Origin of the sequence: Pseudomonas protegens (genome assembly GCF_013407925.2) — a bacterium.
GTDB lineage: Bacteria > Pseudomonadota > Gammaproteobacteria > Pseudomonadales > Pseudomonadaceae > Aquipseudomonas > Aquipseudomonas fluorescens_AP.
This window is the reverse complement of sequence record NZ_CP060201.1, coordinates 1,048,070-1,063,252: the sequence shown is the minus strand read 5'-3', so window position 1 is coordinate 1,063,252 and position 15,183 is coordinate 1,048,070. Positions and strand designations below refer to the sequence as shown.

Genomic DNA, 15,183 nt, shown 5'->3' with positions numbered 1-15,183 from the left:
GATTTCAGTAATTCTCGAGGGTGGCGCTGGCCAAACCGGGAAAGTCTGTAATCAGGCTATCTACGCCGAAGTCGGCGAGCCTGCGCATCAGCGCGGGCTCGTTGACCGTCCACACCGACACATGCAAACCCTGACGCTGTGCACGCTGCAGACGCTCCGGGGTGCACAGGGTCCAGTTCAGCGCAAGAATCTCGCAGCCGTAGCTCTGGGCGACCTTCAACGGGTCGAGCCAGGCGTATTCGGCGACCAGTCCGCGAGACAGGTCCGGGGTCAGCTCGACCGCCGCTTTCAGCACTTCCCGCGAGCTTGAGGTCACGGTGACCTTGTCCAGCAGGCCGAAGCGCTGGGCCATTTCCCGGATTGCCAGCACCGTGGTGGCGGCGCGGGTGCGCGAGGCGCTCTTGACTTCCAGCTGCCAGTGCTCGAAGTCGCATTTCTCGAACAGTTCTTCAAGGCGCGGAATAGGGCAGGGGCTGACCCAGCCCGGGCCACCCTTGCGTGCGTCGTAGGTCACCAGTTCGGCGGCGGAATGCTCCACCACCTTGCCGCGTCGATCGGTGGTGCGCTTGAGGGTCGGGTCGTGAATCACCATCAACTCGCCGTCCATGGACAGGTGCAGGTCGAGCTCGCAACGGCGCACGCCGTGCTTGAGACATTCCTGAAAGCTGGTCAGGGTGTTTTCCGGTGCTTCGCCTTTAGCGCCGCGATGGCCATAGATCAGGGTCACAATTGCTCCTTCACGGATGTTGTTGCACAAGAGGTGGGGTGGCGTATTGCTCAGCCGGCGGCGGGGTCGCTCTGCTCCCGGGCCAAGCGGCGTTGTTGCGCCTGTTTCTGCAGGATGTAGCGTGCCAGCAACTGGCGCTGGGCATCGGTCAATGCTTCGAACTCAGTGCCGATTTCGAAGGTGCCGAAGCTTTGTGGCTCGCAGTGAATGACCTTGGCCCGCAGCAGCAGGCCCAGGGCCTGGGGCATCAGCAGCAGTTTCACCGCCAGATGGCTGCCCTTGGCGTAGCTCAGGTGATGGTTGAACTCGATGCCGCCTTCGGAAAGGATCACCCGCTGCGGCTCGCCGAACTTGCCGAATACGGTCTGCGCCACCACTTGGCTGAGCAGGTCGATGCGCTTGTTCATGGCCTTGAGGTAACTGGCCAGGGTGCGATCTCGTTCGCTGACCTGGCGCAGCAGGTGCTGGGATTCGAATTCGCTCAGGTGCAGTTCGCTGAGCAGATTGAACAGCGGAGACTCATCCTGCAACACTTCCTTGCTCGCCGCGTCGTGGGCGGACAAGGGGCTAATTTCCAGTGCGATCGCGTCCTCGATACGGTAGTATTCGCGGCGATCTTCTTCATCTAATGTCGACATGGCGAACCCAAGGTAGAGGCAGTGGTCTGAGTGTAAAGCTGCTTACCAGGCCCCGCCACAAGGACGTCTTCTTTTCCTCTGCACAAGCCCCGACATGTTCAGACCTCTGTTTGCTTTTATCGGCACGCGTTATACCCGTGCAAAGCGTCGCAATCATTTTGTGTCATTCATTTCCCTGACCTCGATGATCGGACTCGCCCTCGGCGTGATCGTGATGATCGTGGTGCTGTCGGTGATGAATGGCTTCGATCATGAGATGCGCACCCGCGTGCTGGGCATGGTGCCTCACGCCACCATCGAATCCGGCGAGCCCATCAGCGACTGGCAAAGCCTGGCCAACAAGGTCAAGCAGAACCCGAAAGTCCTGGCGGTGGCACCGTTCACCCAGATGCAGGGCCTGCTGACCAACAACGGCCAGGTGCAGAAAGTGCTGCTCAATGCCATTGATCCCGCGCAGGAACGGCAGGTGTCGATCATCGACCACTTCATGCAGCAGGGGCAGTTGGACGCGCTGGCGCCCGGCAGTTTCGGCATCGTCATCGGCGACAAGGCGGCCGCCAAGCTGGGTGTTGGCCTCGGCGACAAGCTGACCTTCGTCGCGCCGGAAGTCACGGTGACCCCGGCCGGCATGTTCCCGCGCATGAAGCGCTTTACCGTGGTGGGCATCTTCCATGTCGGCGCCGGCGAGATCGACGGCTACCTGGGCCTGACCAACCTGGAAGACCTGGGCCGCCTGCACCGCTGGAAGCCGGATCAGGTGCAGGGCCTGCGGCTGAAGTTCGACGACCTGTTCCAGGCCCCGCGCACCGCTTGGGAAATTGCCCAGCAGTTGGGCGAGAACCATTTCTACGCCCGCGACTGGACCCGTACCCACGGCAACCTGTACCAGGCCATCCGCATGGAAAAAGCCATGATCGGCCTGTTGTTGCTGCTGATCGTCGCGGTGGCTGCGTTCAACATCATCTCGACCCTGGTGATGGTGGTGAACGACAAGAAGGGCGACATCGCCATCCTCCGTACCCTGGGTGCCACACCGGGCACCATCATGGCGATCTTCATGGTCCAGGGCACGGTGATCGGCGTGGTCGGCACCCTGATCGGCGCGGTGCTGGGGATGCTCGCAGCCTTGAATGTCAGTGCCGCGATCTCCGCCCTCGAAGGCCTGATCGGCCATAAATTCCTGAATGCCGACGTGTATTTCATCGACTACCTGCCGTCGCAACTGATGGCCGAGGACGTGTTGATGGTCTGCGGCGCGGCATTGGTCCTGAGTTTCCTCGCCACCCTGTATCCAGCCTGGCGTGCGGCGCGCACCCAGCCTGCGGAGGCGCTACGTTATGAGTGAGTTGGGCATGAGTGAAAAAGCAATCCTGAGCTGCCGTGACCTGGGCAAGTCCTACGAGGAAGGCCCGGAATCGGTGGTGGTCCTGTCCGGCCTGCAGCTGGAGCTGCACCCGGGGGAACGAGTGGCCATCGTCGGTACCTCCGGCTCCGGCAAAAGTACCTTGCTCAACTTGCTCGGCGGCCTGGATACGCCGTCCAAGGGCAGCGTCTGGCTGGCCGGCGAGGAGCTCTCGGCGCTGGGCGAGAAGGCCCGTGGCCAGTTGCGCAACCGCGCCCTGGGCTTTGTCTACCAGTTCCACCACCTGCTGCCGGAGTTCACCGCGCTGGAGAACGTCTGCATGCCGCTGCTGATCGGCCGCACACCGATTCCCGAAGCCCGTCAGCGTGCCACCGCGCTGCTGGAGCGGGTCGGCCTTGGCCATCGCCTGGAGCATAAGCCGGCCGAGCTGTCCGGCGGCGAGCGCCAGCGGGTGGCCATCGCCCGGGCCCTGGTGAACAAACCGGGGCTGGTGATGCTCGACGAGCCTACCGGCAACCTCGACTCGCACACCGCCCAGGGCATTCAGGACTTGATGCTGGAGCTCAGCACGTCGATGCGCACCGCGTTTCTGGTGGTGACCCACGACATGAACCTGGCCCGGCAGATGGACCGCGTACTGCACCTGCAAGAAGGTCACCTGGTCGCCATCTGATGCGGCCGCACGCGGCGTTGGCGGCTGGTCCGCCGACGCCGGGTCATTAATTTTTCCAGGGTGCCTTGCCCATGTTCAGACCCTTATCGATCTTTATCGGCACGCGCTACACCCGCGCCAAGCGGCGCAATCGCTTTGTCTCGTTCATCTCCATGACCTCGATGATCGGCCTCGCCCTGGGCGTGCTGGCGATGATCGTGGTGCTGTCGGTGATGAACGGCTTCCAGCGGGAAATGAGCTCGCGGATCCTCGGCATGGTGCCCCACGCCACCATCGTCGGGGTCAAGCCCATCGACGACTGGCAGCCGGTGGCCGCTGCGGCCCTGAAGAACCCGGAAGTCACCGCGGCGGTGCCCTTCACCGAGATGGAAGGCATGCTGTCCTACAAGGGCGCGATGCAGCCGATCCAGATCAGCGGCATCGACCCGGCTCAGGAAGGCAAGGTGTCCATCGTTACCCAGCACATTGTCCAGGGCAGCCTGCAGGACCTGAAGCCCGGTGAGTTCGGTGTGGTGATTGGCGAAATCACCGCCCGGCGCTTTCGCTTGAATGTCGGCGACAAACTGACCCTGATCGTGCCCGAGGTGAGCACCGCGCCCGGGGGCATTACCCCGCGCATGCAGCGTCTGAATGTGGTTGGCGTGTTCAAGGTCGGTGCTGAACTGGACGGTTCCATGGGCCTGATTCACGTGGCCGACGCCGCCGAAATGCAGCACTGGCAGCCAAACCAGGTACAGAGCGTGCGCCTGGCGGTCAAGGATCTGTATGCCGCGCCACAGGTTTCGGCGGACATCGCCAAGGGCCTGGGGACGGACTTCCGCGCCGACGACTGGACCCACACCCAGGGCAGCCTGTTCAGCGCGATGAAGATGGAAAAGACCATGATCGGCCTGTTGCTGCTGATGATCGTCGCGGTGGCGGCGTTCAACATCATCGCCACCCTGATCATGGTGGTGAACGACAAGGGCGCGGACATCGCGATCCTGCGTACCATCGGCGCCACACCGCGGCAGGTGATGGCGATCTTCATGGTCCAGGGCACGGTGATCGGGATTGTCGGCACCCTGATCGGCGGGGTGCTGGGGGTTGTTGCGGCGTTGAACGTGAGCGAGCTGGTGGGCTGGCTGGAGCGGATCAGCGGCCAGCAGATCTTCAGCTCCGACGTGTATTTCGTCAGCAACCTGCCTTCCGAGTTGCAGGGCGGCGATGTTGCCTTGATCTGCGGTGCCGGTTTCGTTCTGAGCTTCCTGGCCACTGTGTATCCGGCCTGGCGCGCGTCCAAGGTCGAGCCGGCCCACGCCTTGCGCTACTCCTGATATTCGCTGTCCCCGGTAAGCCGGCTCCTGCCTGGTTAGTGCAGGAGCCGGCTTGCCGGCGAACAGATCTTCAATCTCCTTTCGGCAACTCGATCACAAAGCGGGTCCAGCCCGCCGCCGATTCGCAACGGATCTGCCCGCCATGGGCGCGAATGATCGACTGAGTGATTGCCAGCCCCAACCCCGCATGTTCGCTGCTGCCTTCGCGCCGCGCCGGATCGGCCCGGTAGAAACGATCGAACAGTCGTGGCAGCGCCTCTTGGGCGATGCCTTCGCCGCTGTTCTCGATGCTCAGGCTCACGCGTTGCGCGCTGTCGTTGATCCGCACCTTGATCGAGCCTCCGGCAGGGGTGAAACGCAAGGCGTTGTCCAGCAGGTTGGACAGCGCGCGACGGAGCATGCTGCGGTCCCCGGCAAAGCCGGCATGGCCTTCGCGGATCAGTTCAATCTGCGCGTCTTCGGCCAGCGGCGCATAGAACTCCAGCAGCATGTCGGCCTCCTGGGCCAGCTCCAGCGCTTCGCGCCTGGGGCTGAGCAGGCCATGGTCGGCCTTGGCCAGGTACAGCATGTCGTTGACCAGTTGTGCCATCCACTGCAGTTCTTCGAGGTTGCTGTGCAGGGCTTCGCGGTAGTCCTCCAGCGGTCGCGGGCGGGTCAGGGTGACCTGGGTGTGGGTCAGCAGATTCGACAGTGGCGTGCGCAGTTCGTGGGCGATGTCGGCGGAAAACGCCGAGAGGCGTTGGAACGACTCTTCAAGGCGTCCCAGCATGGCGTTGAAGCTGCTGGCCAGTTCTGCCAGTTCGGCGGGCATGTGCTCCTGGGGCAGGCGCTGGGTCAGGGAGCTGGCGGAGACCCCGGCAGCCACCGCACTCATGCGGCGCAACGGGCGCAAGCCGCTGCGGGCGGCCCAGGCGCCGAGCAGGGCGGTAGCCAGGGCGGACAGGCCCACGGTCAGCCAGATCAGATGCTGCATGCGTTGCAGAAAGTGCTGATGGTGGGTGATGTCCAGCAGCAGGGTCAGCTGCGGCGAGTCGCTGCGGCCGGGGCTGAGCGCTACCTCGTAGATTCGGTAGGCGGCGTCGCCCTGAATCAGGCTGTGCAGGCCCGGGGTGTTGGTCGGGGCGACGGGCAGGCTGGGAGCGCTGTCGAACCAGAGTTGGCCGTCGGCAGCGTGGATCCGTAGTGCCAGGTCCGGCTGCCGGCTCAGTTCGTTGTGCAGTCGGGCCTGCAGCCGGGGGAAATCCCCGGCCTGCTGGGCATCCTGCAGCACGCTGCGCAGGGCGATCAGTTTGCTGTCCAGCAATTGCTGGTCCAGTTCGATGAAGTGGGCCTCGCTGGCCCGGCTGAACAGCACCCCGGCCACCAGTGAAACCGCGGCGGTGCACGCGGCGAACAGCAGCGCCAGGCGCCCGCTCAAGGACAGGCGGCGCATCAGGCCTGGCGCTCTTCGAGCACGTAGCCCATGCCGCGCACGGTATGGATCAGCTTGTTCGGGTAATCGTCATCGATTTTCAGGCGCAGGCGGCGGATCGCCACTTCGATGACGTTGGTGTCGCTGTCGAAATTCATGTCCCAGACCTGGGAGGCGATCAGCGATTTGGGCAGCACTTCGCCCTGGCGCCGCAGCAGCATCTCCAGCAGGGCGAACTCCTTGGCGGTGAGGTCGATGCGTTGGCCGCTGCGCTCCACCCGGCGGCGGATCAGGTCCAGGCGCAGGTCCGCCAGTTGCAGGCTGGTTTCCTGGGCTACCGCGCTGCCCCGGCGCAGCAGGCTGCGCACCCGAGCCAGCAACTCGGAGAAGGCGAAGGGCTTGACCAGGTAGTCGTCGGCGCCCAGTTCCAGGCCGTGGACCCGATCCTCCACGGCATCCCGGGCAGTGAGGAACAATACCGGCATCTCCAGACCGGCGCTGCGCACCGCCTGGAGGATCTGCCAGCCGTCGCGGCCGGGGAGCATCACGTCGAGAATCAGCAGGGCGTATTCGCCGCTCAGGGCCAGTTGCTGACCGGTGTTGCCGTCGGCCACCAGTTCGACATTGAAGCCGGCTTCGCTCAGGCCTTGGCGCAGGTACTGGCCGGTTTTGGCTTGGTCTTCGACGATCAGCAGTTTCATGGTGGGACTCGTGGCGGGCCTGACCCGGGCTTTATACCTTGCAGGAGGCCGGGGCGGTTCAAACTGACAAAGTTGTAATCTGTTTGTCAGCTGGCTGGCAGCGGCAGGGTTCTAGAGTGTGCCACAGGCTGTATCCCGATCTTGTTGGAGTCTGATGATGAGTATGCAGAAGCTGTTGTGGCCAGGCCGATCGATCCTGGTCGGTTGCCTGATGCTATTGAGCGCGCCGCTGTGGGCCTCGCCGACAGCGTCCTACGACTTTGGCCAGCCGGCACCGGCAGCCAAGGCCAGCCGCAGTGTCGAGGTGGTGATGGGGGACATGTCGTTCAATCCCAAGGCCCTGGAGATCAAGGCCGGGGAAACTGTGCGTTTTGTACTGATCAACAAGGGCCAACTGCTGCACGAGTTCAACCTGGGCAATGCGGCCATGCATGCCGAGCATCAGCAGGAAATGCTCAAGATGCAACAGAGCGGGATGCTCACGCCCACCGGCATGCAGGCCATGGATCATGGGGCGATGGGGCACAGTTCGATGGCAGGCATGGACCATGGCATGCGGCATGACGATCCCAACAGCGTACTGGTGGAGCCGGGCAAGCAGGCCGAACTGACCTGGACCTTCAGCAAGAGCGGCAGCCTGGAGTTTGCCTGCAACATTCCCGGGCATTACCAGGCCGGGATGGTGGGTAAGCTGACGGTCACTCCCTGAGTTCAGGGGCTCAAAGGCGGGAGCAAAGGCTGGTAGAATCCGCTGATTCTTCAGTCAGGTTTCCGCCATGCATCCCGCAGCCGAACATTCGCCGCTGGGCAAGTCCAGTGAATACGTCTCTACATACACCCCGTCCCTGCTGTTCCCGATCCCTCGGGCGGCGAAATGGGCCGAGCTGGGCTTGAGCGCCGATACCCTGCCTTATAAAGGTGTGGATTTCTGGAATTGCTTCGAGTTGTCCTGGTTGCTGCCGTCGGGCAAGCCGGTGGTGGCCATTGCTGAGTTCAGCATTCCTGCGGATTCGCCGAACATCATCGAGTCCAAGTCTTTCAAGCTCTATCTCAACTCGTTGAACCAGACGCCATTCGCTGACCGCGCGACGCTTGAGTCCACCTTGCGCGCTGATCTTTCGGCCGCTGCCGGCAAGCCGGTGGGGGTGCGTATCCGCAGCTTGCAGGAAGTAGAGGCCGAGGGCGTGGTGGCGCTTCCCGGTGCGTGCATCGACGAATTGGACATCAATGTCGACAGTTACGAGCACCCGCGTCCGGAACTTCTGCGCTGCGATGCTTCGCGCGTGGTGGAGGAAAGCGTGCACAGCCATCTGCTCAAGTCCAACTGCCCGGTAACCAGCCAGCCGGACTGGGGCAGCGTGGTGGTGGAGTACCGGGGGGCGGCGCTGGATCACGCCAGCTTGCTGGCGTATCTGGTGAGCTTCCGTCAGCACTCGGATTTCCATGAGCAGTGCGTGGAGCGGATCTTCCTTGATCTGCAGCGCTTGCTCAAACCCGAGAAACTGACTGTCTACGCTCGCTATGTGCGTCGTGGCGGGCTGGATATCAATCCGTACCGCAGTACCGAAACCGTGGAGTTCGCCAATCAGCGATTGGTTCGCCAGTAAGCAGAAGCCCCGCAAATGATGCGGGGCTTTGTTTTTATGAGGCGCTGTTGTCGGACGCCATCAAATACCGATGTTGCCCAGGGTCTGGACGATGTTGCGCAGGGTTCCGGCAATGGCCGGGTGTTCCAGTTCGAAGCGTTCCACCGCCAGATTGACGCCGTCAGCGAGGCTGGCGTCATGGGTGCTGGTTTCCAGCTTGAGTTGCAGCTCGATCTGCTGCATCAGGTCATGCAGGTTGGCGCGCTCGGCTTCCGAAAGCGGTGGGTTCTGCTCCAATTGCTCGCGCAGGGTATCGAGTTGTTCTTGCAGTTCGCGGGCAGGCATGGCGTTCTCCCTTCATTGATAGGCACAGGGATGGACCGCGCGATTGAAGCAAAGATCCATGCCCACGGCTTAGAGTAATCCACTACCAGGCACTGTGCATGATCCTGATCAACAGGCTTATGTCAGGGCTTTTCACCCTTGAGTCGACGTTGTTCGATGTCTGCCAGACAGGTGCGCAATTCTCCCAGGTGGTCTATGACCGAGTGCACTCCCAGGCCGAACAGTTGCACGGTGGCCTTGCCCCGTTTGAGCTCGCGCTCCTGTTGGCTCAGCGCCTGCCATTCGCTGGGTGTCATGCCGCACAGCGAACCACAGGAGGCCAGGCCTATGGTCCAGAGGCCGGCGTTGAGCCCCGACTGCAGAAGCTGTGGTTCGCCGCTGACCAGCACGCAGCCGTCGAGGCGCGACACTTTGAGCGACATCAATGCCTGCCAGCAGGCGTCGGGCGCGGGCCATTGAGCGGGGACGGCAGGGGTGGGCTTGATCCATTCCGGCAGTGCTGCGGCTAGCTGGCGGGCGCTGGCGGCTGGTAGTTGTTCCAGCCATGCGCAAGGAATGCCTTGCTGTTGCAAGTGCTGCAGGGTTGCCAATGCGCCCGGTGTGGCTTGAGCCTGTTCCGGGCCGGGGCTTGTGGAGCTGTGCAGGCGCGTACGCGCACCAAAATCCACCAGGCAGCCACTGAGGCCAAAGAGTACGGCGGTCAAGGGCGCGGCAATCTGGGTTGAGGCGTCGGCTTGGGGCATATCAACGTCCTTGAAATACCCATCGAGGCTAGCGGGACAAGATGACACGCAAGTGACAGTCGGGTGACCCTGAGCGGGACTGGCGGTTCGACGCGTTGAGCCTGATTGCAGTGATGCTGCCTAAACCGGCGTATCCGATTTATACTCCCGAGCCTAACCTCAGGGCATAGCCCCAAGAGAGAACAACCCAAGGAGTTTCCTGCTATGCGCTGGAGCCGTTATCTAGTTCCGCTATGTATGAGTGCCGGTGTGACGCTGGCTCCCCTGGTCGTCCAGGCAGCTGAAGAAGATCCGTGGGAGAGCATCAACCGTCCCATCTTCACCTTCAACGATACCCTCGACACTTATGCCCTGAAGCCATTGGCCCAAGGCTACCAGGCGGTCACGCCGCAGTTTCTTGAAGACGGCATCCACAACATGTTCCGCAACCTGGGTGACGTCGGCAACCTGGCCAACGACATCCTTCAGGCCAAGCCGCGTGCTGCCGGTGTGGATACGGCGCGTCTGCTGATGAACACGACCTTGGGACTGGCGGGCTTCTTCGACGTCGGCACCAAGATGGGCCTGCAGCGCAACGATGAAGATTTCGGTCAGACTCTCGGTTACTGGGGAGTGGGTAGTGGTCCTTACGTAATGCTGCCGTTGCTGGGTCCTAGCACTTTGCGTGATGCACCAGCCAAGTATGTCGAAAGCTACACCGAACCCTACCGCTACATGAACGATATTCCTGCGCGCAACACCACCATTGGCGTGGATATCATCGATACCCGTGCCAGCCTGCTGTCTGCGGACAAACTGATACGGGGTGACAAGTACACCTTCATTCGTAATGCCTACCTGCAGAATCGTGAATTCAAGGTCAAGGACGGTAAGGTCGAAGACGATTTCTGATCGAGCGACTGTCCGGTAGTCACTAAAAAGGCGGCCATTGGGCCGCCTTTTTCATGGGGGAGATTTTTACTTCATTTTAAGGATTGTAAGCCCAAGTTTCTGACCGCCTCCCTCCAGCCCATTGATCCAGACCACTTCAGTCTCTGCTTCCAGCCCTTTCAAGGCTGCATGGTCGGAGTCGATGCGCACGCTCAGGCGATCACCGACCTGGAACGAGCGGGGCGCCTGAACCTGCATGCCGCTGCTGGAAAGGTCGATACAGACCGCTTCAATCACCTGTCCCTGGTGGATTAGCGTGACCTCGGCATCCACCCGCATCCGGATGTAATCGCGCTTTTCACTGTAGTCACGCTGGTTTTGATTCATGGGTTCCATCCTGCGATTGAGTTGCGGTTTTAGCGGTTTTTATAACTCCCGGTGATTTGCGATGTAAAGACGTCAGGCGACCATCGGCATGAGCTTGAAACGCCCCGCGGATGGGAGTACCGTCTGCGCCTTAGAAGGGCACCTCTGATAGGCGGGCGTGCAGGGCTGAAGGTCCTGGCTCCACTTCCAGAGTGGCTAGAAAGCGAATCCAGTAGCGTGCGCCAGGCCCCGAGCCAAGCCAGCTACGCCAACCTAATTCTGGCGCCGTTTGCCCACATGCAAAAAACCAGTGCCACGCTGCTGATAATCGATGACGACGAAGTAGTACGCGCAAGTCTCGCGGCCTATTTGGAAGACAGTGGCTTCAGCGTACTGCAGGCTGCTAACGGCCAGCAGGGTCTTCAGGTATTCCAGCACGACCATCCCGATCTGGTGATCTGCGATCTGCGCATGCCGCAGATGGGCGGTCTCGAGCTGATCCGTCAAGTAACCGAGCAGTCGCCGCAAACCCCGGTGATTGTGGTGTCGGGTGCGGGCGTGATGAACGATGCAGTCGAAGCCCTTCGCCTGGGGGCGGCTGACTACCTGATCAAGCCGCTGGAAGATCTGGCCGTGCTCGAGCACTCTGTGCGCCGGGCCCTTGATCGAGCGCGCCTGCTCCTGGAAAACCAGCGTTATCGGGAAAAGCTCGAAGCCGCTAATCGCGAACTTGAAGCAAGCCTCAATTTGCTTCAGGAAGACCAGAATGCCGGTCGCCAAGTGCAGATGAACATGCTGCCCACCAGTCCCTGGTCGATCGACGAATTCAACTTTGCGCACCAGATCATCCCATCGCTGTACCTGTCGGGAGATTTCGTCGACTACTTCCGTGTCGATGAGCGTCGGGTTGCCTTCTACCTGGCGGACGTTTCTGGCCATGGCGCCTCATCAGCCTTTGTCACCGTGCTGTTGAAGTTCATGACCACTCGGCTGTTGTTCGAATCCAAGCGCAATGGCACCTTGCCGGAATTCAAGCCTTCGGAAGTACTGGGCCATATCAACCGTGGCCTGATCAGCTGTAAGCTGGGCAAACACGTCACGATGGTCGGTGGAGTCATCGACGAGGAGACTGGTTTGTTGACCTATAGCATTGGCGGGCATTTGCCGTTGCCGGTGTTGTACACCCCGGACAGTGTGCGTTACCTGGAAGGGCGTGGTTTGCCGGTGGGCCTGTTCAACGAGGCGACCTATGAGGACCATATTCTGGAGTTGCCGCCGGTGTTCAGCCTGACGCTGATGTCCGACGGGATCCTGGACCTTTTGTCCGAGCCTACACTCAAAGAAAAAGAAGCGGCCTTGCCTGAACGGGTGAGAGCAGCGGGCGGCAGCCTGGATGGCCTGCGGCAAGTTTTTGGATTGGCCACGCTAGGGGAGATGCCGGATGATATCGCCCTGTTAGTGTTGAGCAGGAACCTTTAATGAGTACCGGTAGAATCCAGTTCGCCGAGCAGGATGGCACCTTCGTCCTGAAGTTCATCGGTGAAGTGCGCCTGACCTTGTGTTCGGCGCTGGATGCAACTATTGAGCGAATTTTCACTGCGCTGAATTTTTCGGCGATCGTCATCGATCTGACCGAAACCCGTAGCATCGACAGCACCACCCTGGGCCTGTTGGCCAAGTTGTCGATCCTGTCACGGCAAAAAGTCGGTCTGTTGCCCACTGTCGTCACCACCCACGAAGACATCACCCGGCTGTTGCAGTCCATGGGCTTCGATCAGGTGTTCAACATCGTCGATCGTCCGATACCTTGCCCGGAATGCCTGACCGACTTGCCGTCCCAGGATCAATCCGAGGAAGTGGTGCGGATCAAGGTCCTGGAGGCGCACAAGATCCTCATGGGGCTCAATGACTCCAATCGCGAAGCCTTCCATGACCTGGTGAACGCTCTGGAGCGTCATTGATCGACTGAGGCGCTTGCGCATGCAAAAAGGGCGAACCTGTGAGGGTTCGCCCTTTTTGCATTGCCGCGCAGCTATCAGAACTTGGCAGCCAGCAGGGCTTCGAGCTTTTCCTGGTCGCGGGCGAACTGGCGAATGCCCTCGGCCAGCTTTTCGGTGGCCATGGCGTCTTCGTTGGAAGCCCAGCGGAACTGCGCTTCGTTCAGGCTCTGGCGGGCCTCGCCGGTTTTGCCCGGACTCAGCTTGCGCTCCAGCTTGCCGGTGTCGGCGGCCAGTTTTTCGATCAGGTCCGGACTGATGGTCAGGCGATCGCAGCCAGCCAGTTGCTCGATCTGGTTCAGATTGCGGAAGCTGGCGCCCATGACCACGGTCTTGTAGTCATTGGCCTTGTAGTAGTTGTAGATGCGGGTAACCGACTGCACGCCCGGGTCGTCGGCGCCGACGTAATCGTTGCCGGTGGCTTTCTTGTACCAGTCGTAGATTCGTCCCACGAATGGCGAAATCAGGAATACACCGGCTTCGGCGCAAGCAACGGCCTGGGCGAAGGAGAACAGCAAGGTCAGGTTGGTCTGGATGCCTTCGCGCTCCAGTTGTTCGGCGGCACGGATGCCTTCCCAGGTGGAGGCAATCTTGATCAGTACCCGGTCGCGACCCACGCCGGCCTTTTCATAGAGCTCGATCAGGCGATGGGCACGCTTGAGCATGGCCTCGGTATCGAACGACAGACGTGCGTCCACTTCGGTGGAAATGCGGCCGGGAATGACCTTGAGGATCTCTTGACCGACCGCCACGCCAAAGCGATCGCTGGCCAGGCCGACATCGCCTTTGCAATCGCTGACGCAGGCGTTCAGCAGATCGGCATAGCCGGGAATGGCCGCGGCCTTGAGCAGCAGCGAGGGGTTGGTCGTGGCGTCCACCGGTTTGACCCGGGCAATGGCCTCGAAGTCGCCGGTATCGGCCACCACGGTGGTGATTTTCTTCAGTTGTTCCAGCTTGGAAGTCATGAGCGTGCTCTGTCCTATGGGTCTGATGACATTACCCGAGCGCTGGCAGGCGCTCAAGGGCGCGAAAGGCTTACGGCGGCACCGGGGGCGGTGACCTGAAAACAGCTGTCTGAATGCGGGGACAGATTTCAGGTTATTCAGATATCTAAAGCCGCATCAGGTTCAATCCGGTTGACGCTTAGCGTCCTTCAAGCAGTTGCCCAGCCTGATCCAGCAGGCCCAATGGGTCCTGGGTCTTGTGAATATCCACCGACAACAACTGGCGGAACTTGCGTGCTCCGGGGAAGCCGGTCCCCAGTCCCAGTACATGGCGAGTGATGTGATGCATGGCGCCGCCGCTTGCCAGATGCTCGGCGATATAGGGCCGCAATTGCGCCAGCGCCTCGGCACGGGAAATCACCGGCGCGCCACTGCCGAACAATTGCTGGTCCACTTGGGCCAGCAGGTAGGGGTTGTGATAGGCCTCACGCCCCAACATCACCCCGTCAAAGGTCTGGAGATGCTCATGGCAGGCCTCCAGCGTCTTGATGCCACCGTTGAGGATCACCTCCAGGTGCGGGAAGTCGGCTTTCAATTGCGCGGCCACGTCGTAGCGCAGTGGCGGAATATCCCGATTCTCCTTGGGCGACAGCCCCTCAAGAATCGCAATGCGTGCATGCACGGTAAAACTGGTGCAACCGGCCTCATGGACCTGCCCGACGAAATCACACAGCTCGGCATAACTGTCACGGCCGTTGATGCCGATCCGATGTTTGACCGTCACTGGAATCGACACGGCATCGCGCATGGCCTTCACACAATCGGCCACCAGTGCCGGGTGCCCCATCAGGCAGGCGCCGATCATATTGTTCTGCACCCGATCGCTAGGGCAGCCGACATTCAAGTTGACCTCGTCATAGCCATGTTCCTGAGCCATTCGTGCACAGGCCGCCAGATCTGCCGGAGTACTGCCGCCCAATTGCAGCGCCAGCGGATGCTCGCTCTGGTGATAGCGCAGAAAACGCTCGTGATCACCATTGAGCAACGCACCGGTAGTGACCATTTCGGTATAGAGCAGGGTGTGTTTGGATAGCAGGCGCAAGAAGTAGCGGCAGTGGCGGTCAGTCCAATCCATCATGGGGGCAACACTAAACCGCCGGGACAGCGTAGGGCTTGAGTTTACTGGAGTTGTAGCTGAATTCTGGACCATTTTGCTCTACGTGTTTAAGGCGTGTTTTGGGGTAAACCGGCGTTTTCTGAAGGGCGTTGGTTCAAGCGGTACGCTTGTATCACGAGGCGATTGCCATGATCAGGGCGCCAACGCACCGATGGCCGCACCGGCTATTCGGCACAGACATGTGTGATTTTTAATGGGCGCGAGTTTACCAAGAGACTCAGACCTTCGCCCGTAAAACGGCCGTTGAGGTTTTTGTGTCGGGGGCGCACAGGCGGCTCAGCAAGTAGATTGTGGTTGCTTGCTATCTCATCACCAGGCGCCATTTC

General features: G+C 61.0%; 17 protein-coding genes. 8 read left to right on the top strand and 9 right to left on the bottom strand.

Annotation, left to right across the window (positions count from 1 at the left end; translation table 11 throughout):
• Window positions 1-4 precede the first annotated feature (4 nt).
• Window positions 5-727 (bottom strand): glycerophosphodiester phosphodiesterase, encoded by a 723-nt coding sequence (locus tag GGI48_RS04980; protein ID WP_016967735.1) that lies wholly within the window; start codon window positions 725-727, stop codon window positions 5-7.
• A gap of 50 nt (window positions 728-777) precedes the next feature.
• Window positions 778-1,365, bottom strand: a complete 588-nt coding sequence (locus tag GGI48_RS04975; RefSeq protein WP_016967734.1) for a PilZ domain-containing protein — start codon at window positions 1,363-1,365, stop codon at window positions 778-780.
• A gap of 94 nt (window positions 1,366-1,459) precedes the next feature.
• On the opposite strand from GGI48_RS04975, the gene GGI48_RS04970 reads away from it, so the two are divergent.
• The 3 genes from GGI48_RS04970 (at window position 1,460) to GGI48_RS04960 (ending at window position 4,717) form a co-directional block, all read left to right on the top strand.
• Window positions 1,460-2,710: a lipoprotein-releasing ABC transporter permease subunit gene (locus tag GGI48_RS04970; protein WP_047303007.1), complete on the top strand. Its 1,251-nt coding sequence runs from the start codon at window positions 1,460-1,462 to the stop codon at window positions 2,708-2,710.
• Window positions 2,711-2,717: 7 nt separating this feature from the next.
• Window positions 2,718-3,401 carry a lipoprotein-releasing ABC transporter ATP-binding protein LolD gene (gene lolD, locus GGI48_RS04965; RefSeq protein ID WP_015634822.1) on the top strand — a complete coding sequence of 228 codons (684 nt, stop codon included), beginning with the start codon at window positions 2,718-2,720 and terminating at the stop codon, window positions 3,399-3,401.
• A 71-nt stretch (window positions 3,402-3,472) separates the two neighbouring features.
• Window positions 3,473-4,717, top strand: a complete 1,245-nt coding sequence (locus tag GGI48_RS04960; protein WP_179597299.1) for a lipoprotein-releasing ABC transporter permease subunit — start codon at window positions 3,473-3,475, stop codon at window positions 4,715-4,717.
• Window positions 4,718-4,787: 70 nt separating this feature from the next.
• Here GGI48_RS04960 and GGI48_RS04955 read toward each other — a convergent pair whose 3' ends face one another.
• Both GGI48_RS04955 and GGI48_RS04950 read right to left on the bottom strand, forming a co-directional pair.
• Complete coding sequence (locus tag GGI48_RS04955; protein ID WP_179597297.1) at window positions 4,788-6,149, bottom strand: heavy metal sensor histidine kinase; 1,362 nt, start codon at window positions 6,147-6,149, stop codon at window positions 4,788-4,790.
• Complete coding sequence (locus GGI48_RS04950) at window positions 6,149-6,829, bottom strand: heavy metal response regulator transcription factor (protein WP_103739349.1); 681 nt, start codon at window positions 6,827-6,829, stop codon at window positions 6,149-6,151. Before GGI48_RS04950 ends, GGI48_RS04955 begins: the two co-directional genes overlap by 1 nt.
• A 157-nt stretch (window positions 6,830-6,986) precedes the next feature.
• Here GGI48_RS04950 and GGI48_RS04945 point away from each other — a divergent pair, with 157 nt between their 5' ends.
• Complete coding sequence (locus GGI48_RS04945; RefSeq protein WP_179597295.1) at window positions 6,987-7,538, top strand: plastocyanin/azurin family copper-binding protein; 552 nt, start codon at window positions 6,987-6,989, stop codon at window positions 7,536-7,538.
• Between the two features lie 67 nt (window positions 7,539-7,605).
• Window positions 7,606-8,436: an NADPH-dependent 7-cyano-7-deazaguanine reductase QueF gene (queF, locus tag GGI48_RS04940; RefSeq protein WP_179597293.1), complete on the top strand. Its 831-nt coding sequence runs from the start codon at window positions 7,606-7,608 to the stop codon at window positions 8,434-8,436.
• Between the two features lie 60 nt (window positions 8,437-8,496).
• Here queF and GGI48_RS04935 read toward each other — a convergent pair whose 3' ends face one another.
• Both GGI48_RS04935 and GGI48_RS04930 read right to left on the bottom strand, forming a co-directional pair.
• Complete coding sequence (locus GGI48_RS04935) at window positions 8,497-8,760, bottom strand: DUF4404 family protein (RefSeq protein WP_016968042.1); 264 nt, start codon at window positions 8,758-8,760, stop codon at window positions 8,497-8,499.
• 122 nt (window positions 8,761-8,882) lie between these two features.
• Complete coding sequence (locus GGI48_RS04930; protein ID WP_103739351.1) at window positions 8,883-9,503, bottom strand: phosphatase; 621 nt, start codon at window positions 9,501-9,503, stop codon at window positions 8,883-8,885.
• Window positions 9,504-9,707: 204 nt separating this feature from the next.
• Here GGI48_RS04930 and GGI48_RS04925 point away from each other — a divergent pair, with 204 nt between their 5' ends.
• Entirely contained in the window at window positions 9,708-10,394 is a 687-nt protein-coding gene (locus GGI48_RS04925; RefSeq protein ID WP_179597291.1) for a VacJ family lipoprotein, read from the top strand.
• A 66-nt stretch (window positions 10,395-10,460) separates the two neighbouring features.
• On the opposite strand, the gene GGI48_RS04920 is transcribed toward GGI48_RS04925, so the two are convergent.
• Window positions 10,461-10,760: a PilZ domain-containing protein gene (locus GGI48_RS04920; RefSeq protein ID WP_016968047.1), complete on the bottom strand. Its 300-nt coding sequence runs from the start codon at window positions 10,758-10,760 to the stop codon at window positions 10,461-10,463.
• Between the two features lie 276 nt (window positions 10,761-11,036).
• On the opposite strand from GGI48_RS04920, the gene rssB reads away from it, so the two are divergent.
• Both rssB and rssC read left to right on the top strand, forming a co-directional pair.
• Window positions 11,037-12,218, top strand: a complete 1,182-nt coding sequence (rssB, locus tag GGI48_RS04915; RefSeq protein WP_042942123.1) for a two-component system response regulator RssB — start codon at window positions 11,037-11,039, stop codon at window positions 12,216-12,218.
• Window positions 12,218-12,700 carry an anti-sigma factor antagonist RssC gene (rssC, locus tag GGI48_RS04910; protein WP_016968051.1) on the top strand — a complete coding sequence of 161 codons (483 nt, stop codon included), beginning with the start codon at window positions 12,218-12,220 and terminating at the stop codon, window positions 12,698-12,700. Before rssB ends, rssC begins: the two co-directional genes overlap by 1 nt.
• Before the next feature lie 74 nt (window positions 12,701-12,774).
• Here the strand turns inward: rssC and tal are convergent, their stop codons facing one another.
• Window positions 12,775-13,701: a transaldolase gene (gene tal / locus GGI48_RS04905; RefSeq protein ID WP_016968053.1), complete on the bottom strand. Its 927-nt coding sequence runs from the start codon at window positions 13,699-13,701 to the stop codon at window positions 12,775-12,777.
• 178 nt (window positions 13,702-13,879) lie between these two features.
• Window positions 13,880-14,890, bottom strand: coding sequence for a tRNA dihydrouridine(20/20a) synthase DusA (gene dusA, locus GGI48_RS04900; protein ID WP_179597289.1), 1,011 nt, complete (start codon window positions 14,888-14,890; stop codon window positions 13,880-13,882).
• Window positions 14,891-15,183 lie beyond the last annotated feature (293 nt).